17 protein-coding genes are annotated in these 20,183 nt (G+C 43.3%); 5 read left to right on the forward strand and 12 right to left on the reverse strand.

All coding sequences use genetic code 11. From position 1 onward, the window contains the following. Window positions 1-38: 38 nt before the first annotated feature. A complete protein-coding gene (locus NSS83_RS13785; protein WP_341348432.1) occupies window positions 39-299 on the reverse strand; it encodes a hypothetical protein in 261 nt (86 codons plus the stop codon). 165 nt (window positions 300-464) lie between these two features. On the opposite strand from NSS83_RS13785, the gene NSS83_RS13790 reads away from it, so the two are divergent. Together NSS83_RS13790 and NSS83_RS13795 are read left to right on the forward strand one after the other, a co-directional pair. Then, a complete protein-coding gene (locus NSS83_RS13790) occupies window positions 465-644 on the forward strand; it encodes a ribbon-helix-helix domain-containing protein (protein WP_341348433.1) in 180 nt (59 codons plus the stop codon). A gap of 141 nt (window positions 645-785) precedes the next feature. Then, window positions 786-1,070: a DUF6809 family protein gene (locus NSS83_RS13795; RefSeq protein WP_341348434.1), complete on the forward strand. Its 285-nt coding sequence runs from the start codon at window positions 786-788 to the stop codon at window positions 1,068-1,070. 101 nt (window positions 1,071-1,171) lie between these two features. Here the strand turns inward: NSS83_RS13795 and NSS83_RS13800 are convergent, their stop codons facing one another. Continuing rightward, a complete protein-coding gene (locus NSS83_RS13800) occupies window positions 1,172-1,444 on the reverse strand; it encodes a GNAT family N-acetyltransferase (protein WP_341348728.1) in 273 nt (90 codons plus the stop codon). Window positions 1,445-1,670: 226 nt separating this feature from the next. Here NSS83_RS13800 and NSS83_RS13805 point away from each other — a divergent pair, with 226 nt between their 5' ends. Then, complete coding sequence (locus NSS83_RS13805; RefSeq protein ID WP_339251029.1) at window positions 1,671-2,813, forward strand: Fic family protein; 1,143 nt, start codon at window positions 1,671-1,673, stop codon at window positions 2,811-2,813. Window positions 2,814-3,030: 217 nt separating this feature from the next. On the opposite strand, the gene NSS83_RS13810 is transcribed toward NSS83_RS13805, so the two are convergent. The 7 genes from NSS83_RS13810 to NSS83_RS13840 form a co-directional block, all read right to left on the reverse strand. Continuing rightward, the gene (locus NSS83_RS13810; RefSeq protein WP_341348435.1) at window positions 3,031-4,350 is read right to left on the reverse strand and encodes a helix-turn-helix transcriptional regulator; all 1,320 of its coding nucleotides are present in this window, start codon (window positions 4,348-4,350) and stop codon (window positions 3,031-3,033) included. A 250-nt stretch (window positions 4,351-4,600) separates the two neighbouring features. Continuing rightward, window positions 4,601-5,044: a GNAT family N-acetyltransferase gene (locus tag NSS83_RS13815; RefSeq protein WP_341348436.1), complete on the reverse strand. Its 444-nt coding sequence runs from the start codon at window positions 5,042-5,044 to the stop codon at window positions 4,601-4,603. Between the two features lie 343 nt (window positions 5,045-5,387). After that, complete coding sequence (locus NSS83_RS13820; protein WP_341348437.1) at window positions 5,388-9,143, reverse strand: S8 family serine peptidase; 3,756 nt, start codon at window positions 9,141-9,143, stop codon at window positions 5,388-5,390. 10 nt (window positions 9,144-9,153) lie between these two features. Further along, window positions 9,154-10,080, reverse strand: coding sequence for a WG repeat-containing protein (locus tag NSS83_RS13825; protein WP_341348438.1), 927 nt, complete (start codon window positions 10,078-10,080; stop codon window positions 9,154-9,156). Beyond that, complete coding sequence (locus NSS83_RS13830) at window positions 10,077-10,967, reverse strand: hypothetical protein (RefSeq protein ID WP_341348439.1); 891 nt, start codon at window positions 10,965-10,967, stop codon at window positions 10,077-10,079. Before NSS83_RS13830 ends, NSS83_RS13825 begins: the two co-directional genes overlap by 4 nt. A gap of 529 nt (window positions 10,968-11,496) precedes the next feature. After that, window positions 11,497-11,820: a DUF3969 family protein gene (locus tag NSS83_RS13835; RefSeq protein WP_341348440.1), complete on the reverse strand. Its 324-nt coding sequence runs from the start codon at window positions 11,818-11,820 to the stop codon at window positions 11,497-11,499. Window positions 11,821-11,929: 109 nt separating this feature from the next. Beyond that, window positions 11,930-13,441, reverse strand: coding sequence for an extracellular solute-binding protein (locus NSS83_RS13840; RefSeq protein WP_341348441.1), 1,512 nt, complete (start codon window positions 13,439-13,441; stop codon window positions 11,930-11,932). Window positions 13,442-13,626: 185 nt separating this feature from the next. On the opposite strand from NSS83_RS13840, the gene NSS83_RS13845 reads away from it, so the two are divergent. After that, window positions 13,627-15,966 (forward strand): AraC family transcriptional regulator, encoded by a 2,340-nt coding sequence (locus NSS83_RS13845; protein ID WP_341348442.1) that lies wholly within the window; start codon window positions 13,627-13,629, stop codon window positions 15,964-15,966. On the opposite strand, the gene NSS83_RS13850 is transcribed toward NSS83_RS13845, so the two are convergent. From NSS83_RS13850 to NSS83_RS13860, 3 genes are all read right to left on the reverse strand, one after another. Then, window positions 15,941-16,708, reverse strand: coding sequence for a hypothetical protein (locus tag NSS83_RS13850; RefSeq protein WP_341348443.1), 768 nt, complete (start codon window positions 16,706-16,708; stop codon window positions 15,941-15,943). The two genes, NSS83_RS13845 and NSS83_RS13850, sit on opposite strands and share 26 nt — an antisense overlap. Before the next feature lie 161 nt (window positions 16,709-16,869). Then, the gene (locus NSS83_RS13855; protein ID WP_341348729.1) at window positions 16,870-18,699 is read right to left on the reverse strand and encodes an APC family permease; all 1,830 of its coding nucleotides are present in this window, start codon (window positions 18,697-18,699) and stop codon (window positions 16,870-16,872) included. Window positions 18,700-18,978: 279 nt separating this feature from the next. Continuing rightward, entirely contained in the window at window positions 18,979-19,395 is a 417-nt protein-coding gene (locus tag NSS83_RS13860; protein WP_341348444.1) for a MarR family transcriptional regulator, read from the reverse strand. Window positions 19,396-19,584: 189 nt separating this feature from the next. On the opposite strand from NSS83_RS13860, the gene NSS83_RS13865 reads away from it, so the two are divergent. Beyond that, on the forward strand, window positions 19,585-20,058 hold the full coding sequence (locus tag NSS83_RS13865) for a DUF2798 domain-containing protein (RefSeq protein ID WP_341184007.1): 474 nt from the start codon (window positions 19,585-19,587) through the stop codon (window positions 20,056-20,058). Window positions 20,059-20,183 lie beyond the last annotated feature (125 nt).

Below are 20,183 nucleotides of genomic sequence, written 5' to 3' on the forward strand. Positions count from 1 at the left end.
TGCATTATTTGCAACATTTTAGCGTATCTCCAGGAGAACTATTTTCCTCTTACAGCATTCTTTATATAACTCTTCGCTTCAGCCAAGGTTAACTGAGTAGATACAATGGATACGTTTATTTCTTCTTGAGTTGCTTCATTGTATAGTGTTTTTTCACCCAATGAATCAAGATCTCCAATTAATTTGTTTAATAAGGAAGGGAGTTTACTTTGAACCTCAATGATTGAGAAATAATTTTCTTCAGTTTGTACAGCAAAGAAACCTAACCGACTATACTCCATATAGACTTGACCTCTCATTGACCGACTCCTTCCCCTTTACCACTATGCTTAACTTGTTTTGTATTTCCATCAGCGTTAGCTTCATTCTTCGGCTGAAAAGATAGATCAATCGTGAACGGTCTCATTGACTTTATGTAGCCACACAAATATACTTATTATGGACACAAAAAGTGGGGTGAGGCGATGTCGTCCAAAAAGATGGGGCGTCCACCATCTGACAATCCCAAAAGCGATTTGATTCGGGTACGTGTCGATCAAGAGATTTTGAACAAGCTTGATGCCTGCACCGAGAAGCTCCAAACGACCCGTTCCGATATTATCCGCAAAGGAATTGAAAAGGTGTTTGACGAGCTCCAAAAATAAAAAAAGGAAGCAGCGTAAGTCCCACGAAGAACACGCTGCTTCCTAACCACACATCCGCTTGGATAAGCAGACTGCATAAATATCCTACCATGTGCAGGAAGCTCATTCAAGCGATGCGATGAACATAATGGGAGGACAAACATGAAAACAATTTTAGAAGCCCTGTACCATGGGAAGCTTCAACCCAGTGAGACCATTGTGCCATCACATCCAGAATATCGTTCCGCATGCAAACTGGTAGCAGCAGAGACACAGCAATGGCGCGAACGGTTGGGCGAGGAAGTGTTTAGAGAGCTGGAGGAATATTTGGACTTGTGCGACAGCGTGAACAACATGCATGTAGAAGCTGCCTTTCGTCATGGGTTCAAGTTGGGGGCAAACTTATTAATTGAAGTTACAGGTGATCGGGAAGCACTATTACCTTAAGGGGCATCCATCTATTCACGGACAATCCGGTCATAGACCGGATTGCCCCGGATTCGATATATAATCGACTGGCCCGTATCATTCCCGGGAGAAGTGCGGCATTAGACCAACTCTGAAATAAACATAGGCGTAGCTCCATGCTCACTCGAAAATCCACACTTATAATAAAATTCCACTGCACTCGGATAAGAAATTAGCACTTTATTTTTATATTCTTTATATCGATCGAGCATAGTGGTCATCATTTCTCTACCTACTCCTTTCCCCTGGTAACTGGGATTGATAAGCATATAATGGAAATACACTGTTAAAACACCATCAGACAGAGCATTTACCAGACCAACAAGCTTATCCCCGTCCCAAGCCGCTACAATCGAATGAGAGTATTAACATTGAACAGATATAAAGATAATGGAACGTTTGAAGAAATATTTGTACTAATCAGCATAGTTCTAAAGAGTGCCTTCGCGCGGCGGGGACTTAGTGTAGACTGGTTTAACAATATAAAACCATGTACATAATAGATGTAATCGAATACAATAAAATTAGCTTTAAACCCTTGATATTATTGAGTATCAAAGTGTAAAAGGTGGTGTAATAGTGACTTACGTATTTGCATATAAACATTTCGACAACGCAAAAGACAGGTTAGTGTATCAGCCGAACATAAATCCTTTTGATTACGAGATTCAGCAGCTTATTTTAGAAGCGGAGAGGAATATAGGTGCATTAGCAAGACTCGGCTTAAAAAGCCATCCTTTAACGCCCACTATTTTACGTAACTCTTTGGTTAAGACAGCACATTTCACTACCAAAATCGAACAGAATAAACTGGAATTCAAAGAGGTTGAACAGCTTTATCAAAATTACAAAAAAAATCCAATGACGATTAAACAAAAAGCTCAAATCGAAGTTAAAAACGTTTTTGAAACTTATGAGTACCTGTACACCTTAAATCCAACCCTTGACTTTTCAGATATGGATGAGTCTGTACTAAAGAAAATACAATATATTTTAATGAAAGAATTGACCGGTTATCCCGAAGGATATAGAAATATTCCCGTAGCTCTTCATGATGGTGATGGACATGTCAGTTATCAACCGCCAGCCTTTAATGAGGTCCCGCGTCTCATGCAGGCTTACTTCGCTTGGCTATATACCAGCGTAACCGGATACAGTAACCCGTATGATACTGCAAATGCTGATTTTAATAAAAAGCTCCATCCACTCATCATTTCTGGAATAACTCATCATTTAATTGGCTACATCCATCCTTTTCCTGACGGTAATGGAAGAACCGCTCGTGCATTTTCTACCTTGGTCGGGTTGATTCATAGTGATTTAGCCACCATTAAGGATGCATTTAGTGTTGAGGAATTCTTCGATAAAAGAATTGAAGATTACTATGATACGCTGATGGAGGCCACACAAGGTAATTTAAAACCATTCATTGTTTTTTATCTGGAGTGCGTAAACGCATCACTTACGAAGGTTCTTAGACAACTGCAGCGTTACGATAAAATCAAACATACTCGTGAATTGCTGGGTAAAGGACATGCCAAAACGATGTTTGAGTGGATTAGCAGGATGGAGGATGGAGAAGTTTTCCATAGACAATTATTTGATAATACACTGGATGCCTCGTCCTCAAGTATTGCGAAGAATATTTCAAAACTTAAAGAACTGGGCGTAATTAAATCAGGCAAGGGCCGCGGAGAATACATCGTCTGTATCACGGATTAGTCCCATATCTAGGCCCCACCGCTGAAGCGGCGGGGCTGCTTTTGCATCAACAGCTTCATTCTGGAGATGAGGATACTTCTGCAAATCGTTCAGGTGTGTGCTTGAAGTCTGGTGCGAGTGGGCGACAACGGTGATTGGATGAATTTTTGAATGAAGATCAGCAGTGTAGAGGTAATGGTTCGATTGAGGATTGTAGGAGAAATAGCTTGTTCAACTGTTAACCAGTACTGCTTCTGGATTGCTTAAGGATGTTGGTCAGAACGCCCAGAATCTTATGCTTCTCATCATTGATCAACTGATACTGCTGAACCGACTTCGTTAGAAATTCTAGGCCGCTGTGATATTCTCCTCTGTCTAGTAGGTACTTAGCCAGTTCCAGCAGTAAATTAGCTTGACGGTCTAGAACTAATTTACGCGAATATCTCACCTGGACCAGATCAATAACACTCTTCTCTAGGTCCTGCTTAAATTGTTGTAAGATAGCGTTGATATTAAAGTTGTATTTATTAGCAGCCTTAAGCATATACAACAACCCGGTAATTCTCTCCTCTTGATGTGCATTAAGGTAGGCAGAATACTGCTCAATTACAGTGGAATCTCCACTTACCAGCTTTGTCAAAAGAATATTAGCTTTGGACCACTCCATGAACAAACTTTTCCAACGCTCGACCTCATCTCCTTGCTCTCTAACCCAGCTCAAATCAGCATAACTTCTTATAAAACCCAAAGCTCCCTCATAATCACCCAGCTCATCGCAGACATTTCCGCGCAGCAAATTACTGTACGCAATGTAAAAGAACAGCGGTCTGCCGGGAAGCTTGACCGGTTCCGATGCTCTGTGTTCGTCCCGGACCTTCAGGTCATATTGAATTCTGGCCTTATGGCCCATCTTAGCGGCGTATTCCTCAACCTTGTCCCAGCGCTGTAGGGAGCGGTATGTATTGGCAAGCTCTTTGAGTGCATCAAGCTGATCAACTTCATCTAACCGTTCGACAAAAGGCTCGAACCGGTTCGCAGCCCACAGGTTTCGGTTCTGATCGTCACTGAGCGAAATAATAAACAGCCTGAACTGGCATAACGCCAGCCGTTCTGAATGCTGATAGCGTTCGGCTTCAGCAACAATCTCGTAGATTGCAGCAGCAGCTTCCTTTTTCCCGGCCATAAATAATTCTTCCGCCGTCTCAAACAGCAAGGGTGCGTACATCAGATTGTCCATAATATGGCGGGCCAGGCGCTGAATACTGTCCAGTTTGTTCAGTTCAGCACAGCGGAGCAATAGCGGTCCAATCCTTCTCCAGTCTGAGGAGCCACGGATAATATAGTCATCGATATACAAGTCATAAAAGTGCCCTTCCTCCTGTCCCATGGCCTCGGTAATCCGATCCAACTGCTGCATCGCAATAGGCCGGTGCCCACGAAGGATATTGCTGAGTGTCCCCGAATGAAGCTTAGAACGCTTGGCGAATTCCGTAATCGACAATCCCTTCTCCTGCAAATACTCCTCCAGTTCCGATAAAATCGTAGTCGTTGCCTGCAAGTCCTAACCACCCTTCCTCTTCAATTTGTGATTTATAGAATAAAATTCCTTTTACATTACACAAAATATACCAACTGCTGATTCATTAATCAAGCACTAATTTATGTATTTTTCCTTAACTTTAATAATTTGGCATTATAATTGCCACTATTGGTATAATGGCCATCCCCTCACTTTTATGAATAGAGTAATGCACAGTTTCGGACGCAAAAAAAGACCTTGAGGATTCACTCAAGGTCTAAGAAAATGCTCACATCGTATAACCCAAAATAATATCCCCGTTGTCTTCAAACTCCCCAGTCTCGATGAATCCTACACTCTTATAGAGCTTATTGGCCGTTAGATTATGCGGAACATGCGATACCCTAATCTGTGTGCAGTCCTCGCGGCTGATAAGCATCTTAATGACCTCTTTAATTGCTGCTTTCCCATACCCCTTGCCCTGAAATCTTCCGTCAATCATGAATCTCAGAATCCAATAGTAACCGTCCGTATATCTTTCATTATCAAATAGGATAAATCCGACCATCTCTTCCTCATTAAAAATACCGTAGGGTACAGAGGTAGGTTCATTGGTCGCATGTACGAGAGAGTCGGCATTACTTGCCACCAAGCCCAGTTGCCCGGCACTCACGCTCAATTGTGTACATTCATGTTCAAGCTCTTCGGTAATCTTATGTAGTGTAATAGCCAAGGTGTAATCAGTCCTCCATTATGAAATAAAATTATCTTACCACAGTTCGCCCTCACTCCTCCTCCTCCCCGTAACCCTGAATAATCAAACTGCCACCGCTGGTGTGCCATTTCTCCACCTCGCTGGAGAAGCTGGCGGGGTCGAGACGTTCTTTTCGTCATAGAGAAATTCCGTTTCAGACAGTCTGTGAGCGATTCAGAGTTGCCTAAATGAGATTGGGGATTTTTTATATGGATTTTTGCTCGTTTATAGATATAATTTTTTTTGTCTTTGCTTATTTTGATTGGACAACATAAAAAATAAGTCCCGAGAGTTTCTCAGGACTTTTAAATTTATACAACTATTATGTTATGCCTCCCTTTGCACCAACATAAACTTTAAGTGTAACTGTATTGGAGCGATTTCCTGAAGTATCAACAGCAGTCACATATACATAAGTCAACAAACCAGTATCCGGTTTAGACGCTGTATTTGTAATAATGTAGGTATCCTTAGATACCTGCTTTAATTTCCCTTGATTAATATTAACTTCATAGTGACTAATAGCAACATTGTCACTAGCATTTAAGGTGAATCTTGTTTGGCTAAAACTAAGAGTTTCATACCCGGAAATATATGGATCACTTGGAGGTATACGGTCTGGAGCAACTATAGACGCTTCTGAAATATTTTCTGCAAAATCATGCGCTTCAACTGCTAAAGAAGTTGCACTTAAAGGAACAGTGATAGTTAGTGTAGTGTTACTTGTTGAAGAAATTAGTTTCTTCACTCCTCCATCCGTAACGTAAATATTATAGTAGGCAATTCCCACATTATCAGAACAAGTCCAAGATAATGAGCCATTTGTTGAAGTATTAAAATTAATACTAAGATCCGAAGGAATATTAGGTGCAGTTTTATCAATTCTAACTAAAGCCTCTGTATAATTTGCTGAATCAAAAACATTGAGCGTTTTGGCATAAAGATTATAACTTCCTTCATTGCTCAGAGTTATCTCGCCACCGTAATAACTAGTCCAGCTATTCCCTTCACCCACTTTATAATAAAGTCTATCCCGTTCAATATCTTCTCCTTTCTTGATATTAAACGTTATATTTTTATTGGACCATTGAGTATTACTTAGTGTAATAATAGGTGCCAGTGGTGTAGGAATTATGAATTCAGTTTTTACGTTCAAAGGAAGACTCATACTGGATACATTATTGCCTGAATACGCTTGTATGGTGTAACTGTAAGACTGATTCTCTGCTAAATTTGCATCATAAAAACTAGTATAACTTGTATTTCCTACTTCAATCCCATTTCTAAAAATCTTATAGCCACTTATTTGTGAGGTATTGTCCCCATTCCACTCAAGAAAGATATTATTTTCTATTGCTTTAGAAAGAGTTATGGTGGGTGCACTAACAGGCTTAGGACCTTTAGCAGTTATTAAATTATATTCTCCTCTTTCAAAAGTGGGGCTACCAACTGATAGATAATATGTTTGCCCCGCCACCAAATTGTATTCAATATTGAATCCTGCTGAGGATTCTAAAATAGCATCGTCATTTGATGCTAATTCAACAAAACTAGAATTAAACAATGTTGCTTCAGTATCCAAATTACCAGTAGAAGAAAAACTATAAACACCACTAGAATTTGGAATGAATTTAAAAGTATCTGTATCTTCTGGATAATTAATTTTACCCGACAATGATCCAACTGAGATAACATTGTTATTTCCAATGTAATCATCACTTTGAGGTGCAACTGTTATATTATAGTTTCCCATGCTATTTCCCACAGAATGAACAACTAAGTAATATACCTGATTTGCCAATAATTCTTGTCCGAAATAAAAGTTTAGATTTGAAGCACTAATATCTGTTCCAGAATTAATTATTTCAAAATTCTTATCGTATACATCAGCATCTAAATCAAAATTGGCACTACTTTCAAAATAATAAGTCCCATTTGCTGGGGGAACAAATTTGAAGTAATCTATATCTGTAATATTATCTATACTGGAATTTATACTGGAGTATAAAACTGTTGCAGAAGTAAAATCATCATTTGTAAATACAGTTTTGGTTGCAATGTCGCTTGCTCCAGTTTCATTCCTTGCGGCTACTCCAACACCATAGGAACGATCTACTTGAAGATTGTTAAAGGTATATCTAGTTACATTTCTCACATTTGTTAGGTAAACGTTGTCTAAGTACAAATCATAGCTAATAGCTGTATCTACATTACTCCAAGCTAATTCTATTTTTGTTCCACTTGGTACAGCTTCACTTATAACAGGAATCTTAGGCTTCTCATTCTTTAAAGTTAAAATGTCGACACTTCCTGAATTTCCAAATAGATTTGATGAGTTTTTTGCCTTTACATAAACTGTATAAATAGTATTTGGATTTAATCCTGTAATTGTGAGTGAAGTTTGACCAGAACTAACTGTTACCTCTTTATTGAAGTATGTTATTTGGTAGCCAGTAGCATTAGGAACTGCATTCCAAGAAATAACCGCGCTTGATGAAGTCACTGTTCCTTTTACAACAGTAGGCGTTTGCAAGTACGGAGTAACATGTATTGCAAACAAATCTTCTGGATCAGTGTTGTTATAATAAAATTTAATTTTATAAGTTCCAACTGCATTGGTTTTTAAAGAACTCCAAGTGAATGTAACGATATCACCTGCATTTTTATTGTAAAATGAATTAGAAGCAATTTTTGTTATGCCGTCTGGGGCGAATACACCTACAGATATTGTGGCTTTGCTTGCTGATAATTTTACAGAAACAGAAACTGCATCACCAGCCATAATAATCTGCCCATCGCCAGTTTTCACCGAAGAAATTCCAACTTCTCCATAAGTACCTGTTGACGGATCAGGATCAACAATAGGAACTTCTTGGACTGGAAACTCTGGACTAATTGCATCATTTGAAATTCCTAAAGCCTTCAGAAGGTTTACTATTCCTGAGCCATAGTCATGAGTTTCTCCTAAAGGAGTTGCTGTTGATAACAATAAATGTTTAATGTCTTCTGCAGAGTAATCAGGATGAATAGACCAAAGTACAGAGGCCGCACCAGCAACAAATGGAACAGCCATTGAGGTTCCTGATTTACTGCTAAATTTATTGTTTATATCAGTTGTGTAAATATTCGTTCCTGGAGCAACCAGATCAAGCTGACTTCCAGTGCTTGAGAAATTAGGTCTATAAAATTGTTCATTCACTGCACCTACGCTAATTACCTCTGGAAATAGCGCAGGATATGTCTCAGTCTCACTTCCCTGCCCATTATTCCCCGCAGATGCAAGCACTAAAATCCCTTGATCAGTTGCTTTTTTTATTGTGTTATGTAATAACTGGCTATAATCATTTCCTCCAAAACTCATGGTTATAATATTCATTTTATTTTCAATAGCCCAATCTATTCCTTTGATTACATCACTATAATAACCTTCACCAGAAGTATTAAGAACTTTTACTGCATAGATGTTTGATTGTGGGGACATGCCATCTACGCCTTTTTCATCATGCTTAGCAGCTATAATACCTGTTACCTGAGTTCCATGACCATTTCCATCAAGATAATCCATTTCTCCATCAACGAAAGAAACGCCTCCCATTATACTATATTCTTCATGAGGAGATACCCCTGTATCGAGAATAGCGACATTAATACCTTTGCCTGGATTTGTCCCTAAGTTTGTTCTACTTCCAGCTACTGCTTTTAATCCCCAAGATAATTGATTATGAGAAACCTCATGAACATCAGATAATGACATTGAAGAATCCGGTTCAACAAACTCAATATTACCTTCAGTTAACAAATTAGATAATTCTTCATTAGAAAGTTCTAACACGTAAGTATTTTCTGCAAGCTTATCAACTGAATAAACATTTGTACTAACTGTTGCAGCAGACAGTTGACTGAATGTATTCATTGCATAAACTGAATCACTCACCTTTAAAACTTCAGAATTACCTTCAACATCTTTATACTTTACAATATACCTTTTTTTTTCAACTTCATTTCCATGAATTCGTTGAAGTGGAATAAAATTAATAACAAAAACTATTGTTAATAGTATAGATATTATTTTTTTCATGCTTTCTCTCCTATTCTAATATAGCTGATATTATTCCTTTGTACGGATAATCTACATACCTACATTGAGGGTAGCTCTTTATTTCACCATCTTCTTTTAACAACCCTAATTTATTATCAAAAACTATACGACTGTAACCATTCACAAATCTAGTAGCCATGTCAAATTTAGGTTCAATGACAAAATCACCGTTTAAATTGATAATTCCCCATTTATTTTTTAATTTAACTGGTGCTAAACCATTAGAAAATTGGTCAGTTTCATCGTACAATGCAGGAAGTATCACCTCGCCCTTACCATTTAAAAATCCGTATTTTTTCCCCTTTTTAAAAAACAAGCGATCTTCTGCATATTGACCTAATTCACTGTATATTGCAGGAATGACTAATTCACCTCTTAAATTAATACAACCAAATTTATAATTTTGTTGCATTACTAAAGCCAAGCCGTTTACAAAAGACAAGGCAGCCTCCCAAATAACTGGAAGTACAATCTCTCCTTCTTTGTTTAGATACCCGCACTTCGAGTCTACTTCCACTACAGCAAACTCTTGAGAGAATGGATCAATACGTGTGTAGGTAGGATTTAATATTTTTTCACCATTACTGTTTATTATTCCATACAATCCATCTTTAGAATAAACGGCCAAGCCCTCATCTGAAAATCTTGAAAATCCATCATATTTTAGAAAGATCATTTGCTCATGGTTATAATTCAAAAAACCTTTTTGCCCTTCAAAAGTTTCAAACCCTGCCCATCCAGAATAAAATCTTGTTAACCATTTATATTTTTGATAAGGGCTTAAGAACTGAAGATTTAAGTGATTAAAACCATTTTCAGTCTGTACTAATGCATAATCTTCATAAAAACGATCTGCTATAATATAATCAGCAGTATGAATTATTTCTCCATCTAAGTTAATGTATCCTTTTATCATTTGTTCACCCCATAATATCCAGCAAACCAGGTTGTGAATTCCTGATGCTTTGTTTTAGGCAAAGGGACTAAATTAGAATAAACGTTTGTTCCACCAAATTCTATAGGTACAATATGATGTATTTCCCAACCATCCCAAGGTGATTTAAAAGAATTAAAAAGTCCTCCAAAAAAACTATTACTGTAATTTGGAGGCTGTCCACCGCCATATGTTTGCTCCCACCATGTCCTATATGGTTTTTTTACTCTATTATCAAAATCAGATCGCATTTGTGTGGCAGCCGCTGTTGATGTTTTACTTAACAAGGTGCTCACAGGCATTGCTATCAATTGGTTAGTTCCTGGATCAACCTGTTTTGGATAAGCTCTTCCCATTCTATTAATCAGCACAGGCCCAGCATGATTTTTCTCATTTTTATTAAATCCCCCCTCTAAGCGATATGTAGTGGAAACATCAAAATTCCAGAACCAAGTTTTATCAAGTTTAATTTTTTTAGTTTGAATGGCTCCCACCCTTGGATCAGGGGAAATACTTATGGGAGCAATTGGGACAAAAACACCATTTGCTGTTGTCCCTTTTGAAGGAGTAATAGTAACATTAATATATGTTGGTTTTGAAGTATAAAAATCAACCATCATACCTACATCCATTGTTTTCTTCCCAGGATTGCCGTGTGCTATTAAAGATACAATTACATATTCAGTCTTAATTGTACCATTTGGAACATGACCGTTCCCACCTTGGTTATATTTGTTATCATCAATAATTTTAAAAGTACCAATAACATCATCTTCAATACCATCTGCCTTAACAACAAAAAAACTACTGAGACTATAATTAAACAAAAATCCAAATAAAAACAAAATAATTAGCAACTTCTTTTTCAAAGATATAGCACTTCCTTTTCAATATTTTTTAAGTGATATTTAAAATAACTCCTCCCTTCAAGACCTCCTCTACCTCAAAGTATGGAAATTATACGTTAAGATTCGCCCGATAGTAAAAGGGAAATTTTGTTGTTTAATGTCGTTTTTTGGAGTATTGCATTTAATGTGTGACAAACAAAAAAACTTTTATTTTTTCAAAAAAACTAGAGAACCAGAACAATACCTTTAATTCATATATTCACCAAATAATTAATATTGCACCTATTTTTTTTATATAGATACGAATAAATGATGTGATGTATTTAGAAAATATAGTAGATACTCTTTTCACCAATTTGTCTCCGAATCAGCATAAGTCACTATTGCCTGAAAACTAATCAACCATATTTCCCCTTCTTCTAGTTAACACTTCATGTTGATAAAAAAAAGAGACATTTTCCCATTACAGGATTGTCTCTTACATTGAAATGATAATTTTTTATATAAAATAAATTTTCTGAATAACAAACTAATCGTCAAAATAATTGAGCTAATACCCCAATTTTTCTCTTTTGAGTAAGTATTCAAGTAAATTTAATGTTTCTTGCTTTTTCAGCTTAAGTGTATCTTGCAGTTTTTCAGGAACTATATCCCGTATATCCTCCAACATACAGCATTCTTCAAACAATTTAACTACTTCCTTATTGGCATTATTTTGTGCTAGTAGTTGTGCTACATACGGACGATAGAGATACGCATATGCGTCCTCAAGTGTTAATGCCCCATTAAGCAAGGCATCAAGTATTCCAACATTTAATATACATAAAAACTTTTGAATTTCATCTGGATGCTTCAAATCAATTTGTAAATTCAATAGGCCACTCCATTTCAAGGCACTTTTTATAGAAATATTATACTGGCTAATGAGGGTTAATTTCTTTCGGAACTTGCCGTCCAATTTCATCCGATACTGGGTAAGAGCTTCACTCCTCCCCCGCCTCCCCGTACTCCTGAATAATCAGGCTGCCGCCGCTGGTCCGCCATTTCTCGACCTCCCCGGCGAAGCCGGCGGCGTCGATGTTGCCGAGAATATAATTGTAGGTGGCATCCACGATGATCGCGGACAGCTCGGCGTTCTTCTCGTCATAGGTCGGCGAGGTTAGCGAGACGGTAGGGTCATCGACCAGAAACTGCTCGTTATCCCGGCTGAGCTGGTCGGCCAGGGCGGTGAGCTGCTCCTTTTGTGCGACCTCCTTGATATGGGTATTGCCTACATCGGCGATCATCAGGGAATTGAGCGGATTGACCTCATACACCCGAAGCTGGGATGTCTCTTCCGGAAGAATCACTTTGCCTTCCCCGTCCAGCTTATAGTGGCGGCCCTCGAAGCCGTAGGCCATCAGGTTGGCTACATCCTCATCCATCGTGCGGTCGAAGAATCCCAGCACCTGCTTCAGTTCCTGCTCGGTAGCAATGGCTTTACGTGAAAAGAGGTACAAGCCGTTATACTTGGGTATGGACCATACCTTATATCCATCCGGCCCCTTAATGCGGTTAATCAGCGTCAGCTCTGCTTTGGGGTTGATCGCCTTGGCCTCAATGGAGAGCCGCTGCACATCCGTCATGCTCCCGATGAAGATCCCGGCCGTTCCCCGGATGAATTTGTCCCGCTGCACTTCCTTGCTGGTCAGGGCGAAATCCTGGTTAATGATCCCTTCCTTGTATAATTTGCGCATGAAGTTCATCGTGTCCATATATTCAGGGGTGGCGAATTCCGGGATGAACTGTCCATCCTCGATCTTCCAGTTATTCGGCGTGCCGAAATAGGAGCTTAACGTCTTGAATACCCCGTACACCAGATCGTTACGGTCCACCAGTCCGAGGGTGTCTGCCTTGCCGTTGCCGTCCGGGTCATTCGTGGTGAACTGCTTCATCACCTCATAGAGTTCCTCCAGCGTTCCGGGTGGACTGAGATGCAGCTTCTCCAGCCAGTCCTTGCGGATAATAATGCCCTGCCGGGAAGCCGGTCTTTCTGTATAGAGACCATAGATTCCCCCGTCCACCGAAGTCTGCTTAAGAATCGCCGCATTCAATTGACTGAGATTCGGAAATTCCGCCAGATAGGGACCAATCTCCCAAAAAGCGCCCGAGCGGATCATATTCTTGACCGGATTATAATCGGTGAATTTCACGAACGTTACTTTGCCGAGGGAGCCGGTGGTCAGTGCGGTATTCATTTTGTCCGTGTAGACGCCTTCCGGCACCCAGGTAATATCGAGCTGAGTCCCGGTCAGTCTCTCAATCTCGGCAATCAGCTCCGCTGAAGGCGTCTGCGGAAAATGCAGCGGTGCCAGAATCGAGATCGGTGCCGCTGCCCCCGCTGAATCGGAACGCCCAGACTCATCCCCGCTGCAAGCGCTTAATATAATGAACAATAAGAACAGGATGAAGCACCCTGCAAGAGTTCTCTTCCTGCCCGTTAACCGGTTGAACATTCCATAACCCCCTGAAGCGTAATATTTATCTGCCTTAGAAGCCTATCTATTGAATAATGCAGCTTATGTATGAATGATTAGAGAAAATGATTATTGCGGTACCAGATGATTATTGTTATTATCCTTCGTGATGCATACACTTAAGACAGTGATTTCCATATTTCATGCAAAGGTGCTGAACGCTGTTGAAACGTCTTAGCTTTCTCAGTAAATTAACTATGTTCGCGTTCGCCATCAGCATCCTGCCGGTGCTGTTCATTGGTTCTTTTTCCTACTTCACATCCTCCAGCGAAATTCAAAAAAATGTTAACGAAAGCAAAAAGGAACTCATTTTACAAATCACCTCAAATGTAGAACATAAGCTGAATACTGTCAACCAGACCTTGAACCAGGTCGTGAACTCTTCGGTGCTGAAGAAAGCGATGAACAACCCTCTAAATGAAAACGATTTCATTTTATATAACGACATCCGCAATGAGATCCGTAATATGCAGTCCTTCGACACGCGGCTGGAGGATGTCATCCTGCTCAATCAGCGCCAGAACTGGATGATCAAGAATTCCGGGCTCTACCGGTTAAATGAATACCGCAATTATGAGCAGCTCACGAATCTGCTGAATGTAGAAGGCAGCTCCTCCTGGGTGCTGAACCCCTCCTCCCTGTTCTACAGTGAAGAGAGCATTAACGTGACCGGCTGCAAGTACAGCATCAGTCTGATTAAGAAGCTGCCGACGACCAAGCTGCAGAAATACGGACTGGCTCTGGCCAATATTCCGGCATGCAGTCTTCAGGACTTCATTAATCCTGATATGCAGCCGCTGGACAGTATTATGGTGCTGGATAAAAGCGGGCGGATTCTGCTGCATCCGGACCGCAAGCTGATCGGAGAGCCTGCCACAGCGGCCGGATTCACAGGCTTCGAGCAGATCGCCACTGCCGCCGAGCCGTCGGGACAGTTCAAGAGCAAGCTTAATGAAGCCGATTACTCGATCACCTATATGCGTTCCCAGCTGAACGGCTGGATCTATCTGTCGGCCACCTCCATCAAGAGTCTGACCCGCGAATCCGGCAAAATCGGCACCTACACGGTATTCGTCTGCACGTTCATGCTGCTGTTGTCTGTGCTGCTGGCGTGGCTGGGCTCCAGGCGCATGTATACACCTATTGAACGGCTGCTCACACAGATTGGACTGCGCCGTCCCGGACTGCGGGCAGGGCGTACGGATGAATTCCAGCTCATCGGCGAGCAGGTGCATTCCCTGTTCCAATCGAAGTCACAGCTGGAGAAGGAGGTCAGCCAGCATCTCGGACAGGTGCGGACCTTCTTTCTGATTCAGGCGTTCGGAGGCAATCTGAGAAGACGCGAGCTGATGGAGGAGCTGGAGCAATACGGGTACGGCAAGCAAGTCGAGGAATGGAAGACGATGGCTGTCATTACGCTGAGCATCGACTTCTCCGAAGAGAACAGCTATGAGAAAAAGGATCTCAATCTGCTGTTATTCGCAGCGCATAATATGACTCAGGAGCTGGTCTCTGCGCAGCACAGGCTAACCCCTGTGATGATGGGCCATGCCCTGACTGTCGTCATCGGCAGTGAGGATGAGAGTACGGAAGCTTTTCACCGGATGCTCTACGCGCTTACGGAGAAGCTCCAGCAGGAGATTAACAAGGTCCTGAAGCTGCAGGTCAGCATTGGGCTGAGCCTGCCGTTTCATTCGTTTGACAAAATGTCCATTGCCTACCGGGAGAGCCTGGAAGCACTAAAGCACCGGATTACTCTGGGCAAAGGTATCATTATCCAGTACGAGAATATTAACTCCGGCAAGCATTATCTTAATCTGAACTATCCGACCCATACGGAAAATGACCTGATGGACGCCATCAAGCTGGCGGACAGCGATAAGGCGAAAGAGCTGCTGCATAAGCTGTTCAAGTGTATTTTTGCGCTGGGACTGTCGCCGCAGGAATATCAGATTCCGCTGACCCGGCTGCTGAACAATACGCTCATTATGATGCAGGAATCGGGAATTACGCTGAATCAGATCTACCACGCGGGCGGTTCCCTGTTCGAGGAGCTGACCGATCTGCATATCGTGGCCGAGATTGAAGACTGGTTCTGGACCATCGTGATCCAGCCGGTTATCGTCATCTTCCACAGCAGGCAGAACGCCCAGTATCATAATATCTCCGAGAAGCTGATCGATATCGTCCAGCATGAGTACGACCAGGATCTGACGCTGGAGGAGTGCGCTTCGCGGCTGCATTATAATGCCAACTACATCAGCAGTGTGTTCCGCAAGGAAACGCAGTATTATTTCAGTGATTACCTGACTATGTACCGGTTCAAAATGGCCAAAAAATGGCTGGAGGAGACCGATATGCCCGTGAAGGATATCGCCTCCCGCCTGAGATACAACAATTCACAGAATTTCATCCGTTCCTTCCGCAAGCAGGAGGGGATGACCCCCGGCCAGTACCGGGACAGCTTCCACACGAAGCCTAGGGCTGTCCGGGAGGCGGATTGATCGCAGGGCCTTCAGGCGGAGCTTTGGGCTTGCTGCGGGATTGTTTTCTTCGGATAAAATACGTAATGAGTACAGCTATAATCAGCAGGAGGCCGCCCCCTGCAATCGCAATATTCCTGATATCCGGTACATAGACTGCCAGCCGGATAGGCTCGGAATCTGCCAGCGATACATGCCAGGTCAGCGTGTTGCCGTCCTGTTCAGCCGCATTATTCTCACCGTATAGGTCATAAGGAATCGTTAATTTGAAATCCACGGAGAAGCTGCCCATCAGCAGGCGCACCAGTGACTTAGGGACATTCAAGCTGCCAAGGCCGTCAATAATCTCATCGGAGTAAGCGGTCAGTTTAGGCTGGGCCACCACGTCGTATTTGGTATACAGCCACCTGTGCGTCTGTCCCACCTCAGCCTCCGCAATATCGAAGCCGCTGCTGCTGTTCTTCAATTCCTCCATGGAGGCGTAGGATTTCTGAAATTGGTATTCGGTGGATTTGCCGCTTGCTGTCTTCTTCAGCTCTATGCCGGCATCCGCCAGCCGCTCCGAGAGCAGATCCTCCACCTTGCCGCTGACCAGCTTCTCTGCCCGGGCATCCAGCATAAGACTGAAGGCCAGATTAAGGGAGCCGTCCTTCTTCACGGTTACATGGGCCGTGCCTTGCGCGCAGCCTGTAAGCAGCAGGACAAGCATAAGCATAATCAATATTGCCTTCATTCGAGTACCGTTCAACCTGCGTTTCTTCAACCTCTGTCCCTCCATCCGCTGACTGTTGCTACTAGCTTAACCGAACCTTGAAGAAGCGAATCTGCGCTTATGGAGTCAAGCTTATCACATGCCGGGGAGGTACAGAAAGCCCCCAGCCTGCGGATATCCGTAAGCTGGAGGCTTCCCTGCGCATAATCTTGTTATTTTTTCAAATGATAAGGGACGGTAGTGATAATTACATTGCGCCGGTACAGCAGATGCGCGCGGATCAGCAGACTGGACTGGTTATGCAGAATGTTATGCCAGCCCTTCTTCGGTATGAATTGAGGAACGATGACGGTCACCTGATAATTCGACTCGCTCGCCTTGCGCTGAACCGTATCAATGAACTTGCTCAAAGGATGAATGATGCTGCGGTAAGGTGAATACAGCGTGACCAGCCGTACCTCCGGATGAAACTTCTTCCACTTCTCTTCGAAAATAGCGTCATCCTCCCGCTCGAACGGGATGTGGACGGCAATAATCTGTTCTGCGCCCAGCGACTTGGCATACCGCAAGGAATTCTCTACCACATGGGTAATACCGGCCACCGGCAGGATGATGATATTTCCTTCAATCGCCAGCGGCGGCTCCCCGCAGGTGGCTACCCGCAATTGATCGGCGACCGATTCATAATGCTTGTAGATGCGGTAGAAGAACAGGATAATCAGCGGCAGGAAGACCAGCACCGGCCAGACCTGCGTGAATTTGGTCAGGAAGAACATCATTGTAACAATGAAGCTGATCAGCGCCCCAATTGCATTAATGATCAGCTTGGGCAGCCAGCCCTCCGGCTTGTGCCGGAGCCATTTGACGATCATGCCCGTCTGCGACAGGGTGAACGGGATGAAGACCCCGACTGCATACAGCGGAATTAGATGCTCCGTCCGCCCCTTAAAGGCAATAATCAGGATAATCGACAAGATACCCAGGCTGAGAATTCCGTTCGAGTAGCCCAGCCGGTCTCCGCGTACGGTGAACATCCGGGGAATGAATTTATCCTTCGCCAGATTCACAGCCAGCAGCGGAAACGCGGAATATCCGGTGTTCGCCGCGAGAACCAGAATTAGGGCCGTTGTTCCCTGCACGACATAATACATGAAGTTGCGGCCAAAGACATGCTCGGCAATATCGGAGACCACCGTAACCTTTTCACGCGGAGCGATGCCATAATAATAGGCCAGGAAGACGATGCCTGAGAATAATAGCGCGAGCAGAATTCCCATCGCCGCCAACGTTTTGGCTGCATTATTCGGTGCCGGCGCCTTGAAATTGGGGATCGCATTCGATATCGCCTCTACCCCCGTCAGCGCCGAGCTGCCCGAGGAGAACGCCCGCAGCAGCAGGAACAGGCTGATTCCGGCCACCGGTGTTCCCAGTGAGGTATGAAGCTCTGCCGGTACTCTCCCGGTCAGCACGTTGAACAGTCCCAGCCCGATCATAATGAACATCGCCAGGACGAACAGATAGACCGGATAAGCCAAGAAAGATGCCGACTCGGTGACCCCGCGCAGATTGAGTGTCGTGATCAGCAGTACGAAGATGATGGCAATGATCACATTATAAGGATGCAGGCTCGGAAAAGCTGAAGTGATCGCATCCGTTCCCGCAGAGACACTCACCGCTACGGTAAGTATATAATCGACAAGCAAGGAGCCCCCGGCAATCAGCCCCGGATACTTGCCCAGATTCTCCTTGGATACAACATAAGCCCCGCCGCCCTGGGGATAGGCGAAGATGATTTGCCTATAGGAGAGTATCAGGGCCAGCAGCAGCACCAGTACCCCGCCTGCAATCGGAATGGAGTACCAGAATGCGGCTGTGCTAACCGTGATCAGCACCAGCAGAATCTGCTCCGGGCCATAGGCCACAGAGGACAAGGCATCCGAGGACAAAATGGCCAGGGCCTTGGTTTTATTAAGCTTCTGTTCTCCCAGCTGATCGGACTTCAGCGGCCGTCCGATCAGGAACCTTTTTACCGAAGACATCATCATCACTCACCGACTTTTTTAAAGTTATATTACCCCTGGTGCACAAATAAAATCTGACCTATAACTGGATACAGACACTATTTTTGCTGCCCGTTCGATACTACATTAATTCTTTTATCACCATCTGTATATATGCAGATATCCTAGACAAACTCCAAACCATGAATAATAAATGTAATTCGCCGAAAGACACAGCAAAAAGGACCAAGCAGGCTTTCCGCTCCGTCCCGTTTGCTTATTTCAGCTTTTTTTGCTATATTCAGCCATTTTCAGGATGTCTTAGAGCCAGTCCTGTGTTAGCAGCGTCCGCAGCAGCTCCACCTGCTCCTTACCGATCCGGGCCGTGATTTCGGCTTCAATATTCTGCTTGATCTCCAGCATACTCCGGCAAGCCGCTGTCCCCTTCGCAGTGAGCACGATTGGCTTGTCCCGGCTGTTGCCTTCCTTAGCAGCAGTATCTACATAACCTTCGGCCAGCAGATTGTTGATCGTCTTTTGTGTCCCCTGGCGGGAAATGCTGATCAGTCTGCTGATCTCCGAGATGGACAGAACGCCGTGCTGCTCCAGCATCGCCAGAATATGCGTCTCCGTCTTATTCAGCGGCTCTCCGCTCATCTCGTTCACCTTATCCCGCAGCACCTTATGCTTCTCGCTGATCATATCGACCAGATTTAACCCGCTCATATATTCCTTCATTTACAAGTCCTCCATTGTAGAAATGCAGTTACGGTACCCGCTTCGGGCTTAATCCATAATTTGTTGGAAGAAAGGCCAGCACAGACGGACAATCATACCGTTCTAATTGTCAACTAGGTTGACAATAATCCCTCCCACTGCTACTATAAGTGAAGTTTGACAAACTTACATTTAAGGGAGTTCGGAAACATGGGCAGCAACAAAAAAGAAGCTTTAATTTTCACCAGTATGATGTGTTTTTGCATGGTCGTCTTTATGTCTTTTTACAATGTGATTATAGCGAACGGATTCAACAGCAGGCTGTTCACGGATGTGGCTGTGGGCTTACTCCCGGCACTTGCCGTTGCCCTGTTCTGCGATATTGTGGTGGTTAGCAGAATTGCCAAAGGACTGGCCTTCAAAATAGTGAAGCCGTCCACACCCCCTATCCGCAAAATACTGGCGATCTCATGCTTCATGGTCTGCGGCATGGTCATCCTCATGTCTCTATACGGCACACTAGCACACTTCGGATTCGGGGACAACTTCTTCCGTCATTACTTCTCCATCCTGGGGCTTAATTTCATCTGCGCCCTGCCGCTCCAGCTGCTGGTAGCCGGTCCGCTGACCCGCTTCCTGTTCAGCCGTATGTTTCCGGTCCGTACGGCAGCACCGGGCGTCTAGGCCTGGCTGAAACCAGCTCTCCACGTTCCCGAATACGTGCATGTCCGCAAGCCATGGCTGCGGGTTCCCGCCACACCAAAAAGGGTGTTCAGCCAGCCATGATCTCATGGCTGTGCGGAACACCC

It is taken from the genome of Paenibacillus sp. FSL H3-0469 (assembly GCF_038051945.1).
GTDB lineage: Bacteria > Bacillota > Bacilli > Paenibacillales > Paenibacillaceae > Paenibacillus_AQ.

Coding starts and splice junctions, on each gene's coding strand:
- NSS83_RS13785 (WP_341348432.1), bottom strand. CDS start 299: ATGAGAGGTCAAGTCTATATGGAGTATAGTCGGTTAGGTTTCTTTGCT.
- NSS83_RS13790 (WP_341348433.1), top strand. CDS start 465: ATGTCGTCCAAAAAGATGGGGCGTCCACCATCTGACAATCCCAAAAGC.
- NSS83_RS13795 (WP_341348434.1), top strand. CDS start 786: ATGAAAACAATTTTAGAAGCCCTGTACCATGGGAAGCTTCAACCCAGT.
- NSS83_RS13820 (WP_341348437.1), bottom strand. CDS start 9,143: ATGAAAAAAATAATATCTATACTATTAACAATAGTTTTTGTTATTAAT.
- NSS83_RS13825 (WP_341348438.1), bottom strand. CDS start 10,080: ATGATAAAAGGATACATTAACTTAGATGGAGAAATAATTCATACTGCT.
- NSS83_RS13840 (WP_341348441.1), bottom strand. CDS start 13,441: ATGTTCAACCGGTTAACGGGCAGGAAGAGAACTCTTGCAGGGTGCTTC.
- NSS83_RS13855 (WP_341348729.1), bottom strand. CDS start 18,699: ATGATGTCTTCGGTAAAAAGGTTCCTGATCGGACGGCCGCTGAAGTCC.
- NSS83_RS13860 (WP_341348444.1), bottom strand. CDS start 19,395: ATGAAGGAATATATGAGCGGGTTAAATCTGGTCGATATGATCAGCGAG.
- NSS83_RS13865 (WP_341184007.1), top strand. CDS start 19,585: ATGGGCAGCAACAAAAAAGAAGCTTTAATTTTCACCAGTATGATGTGT.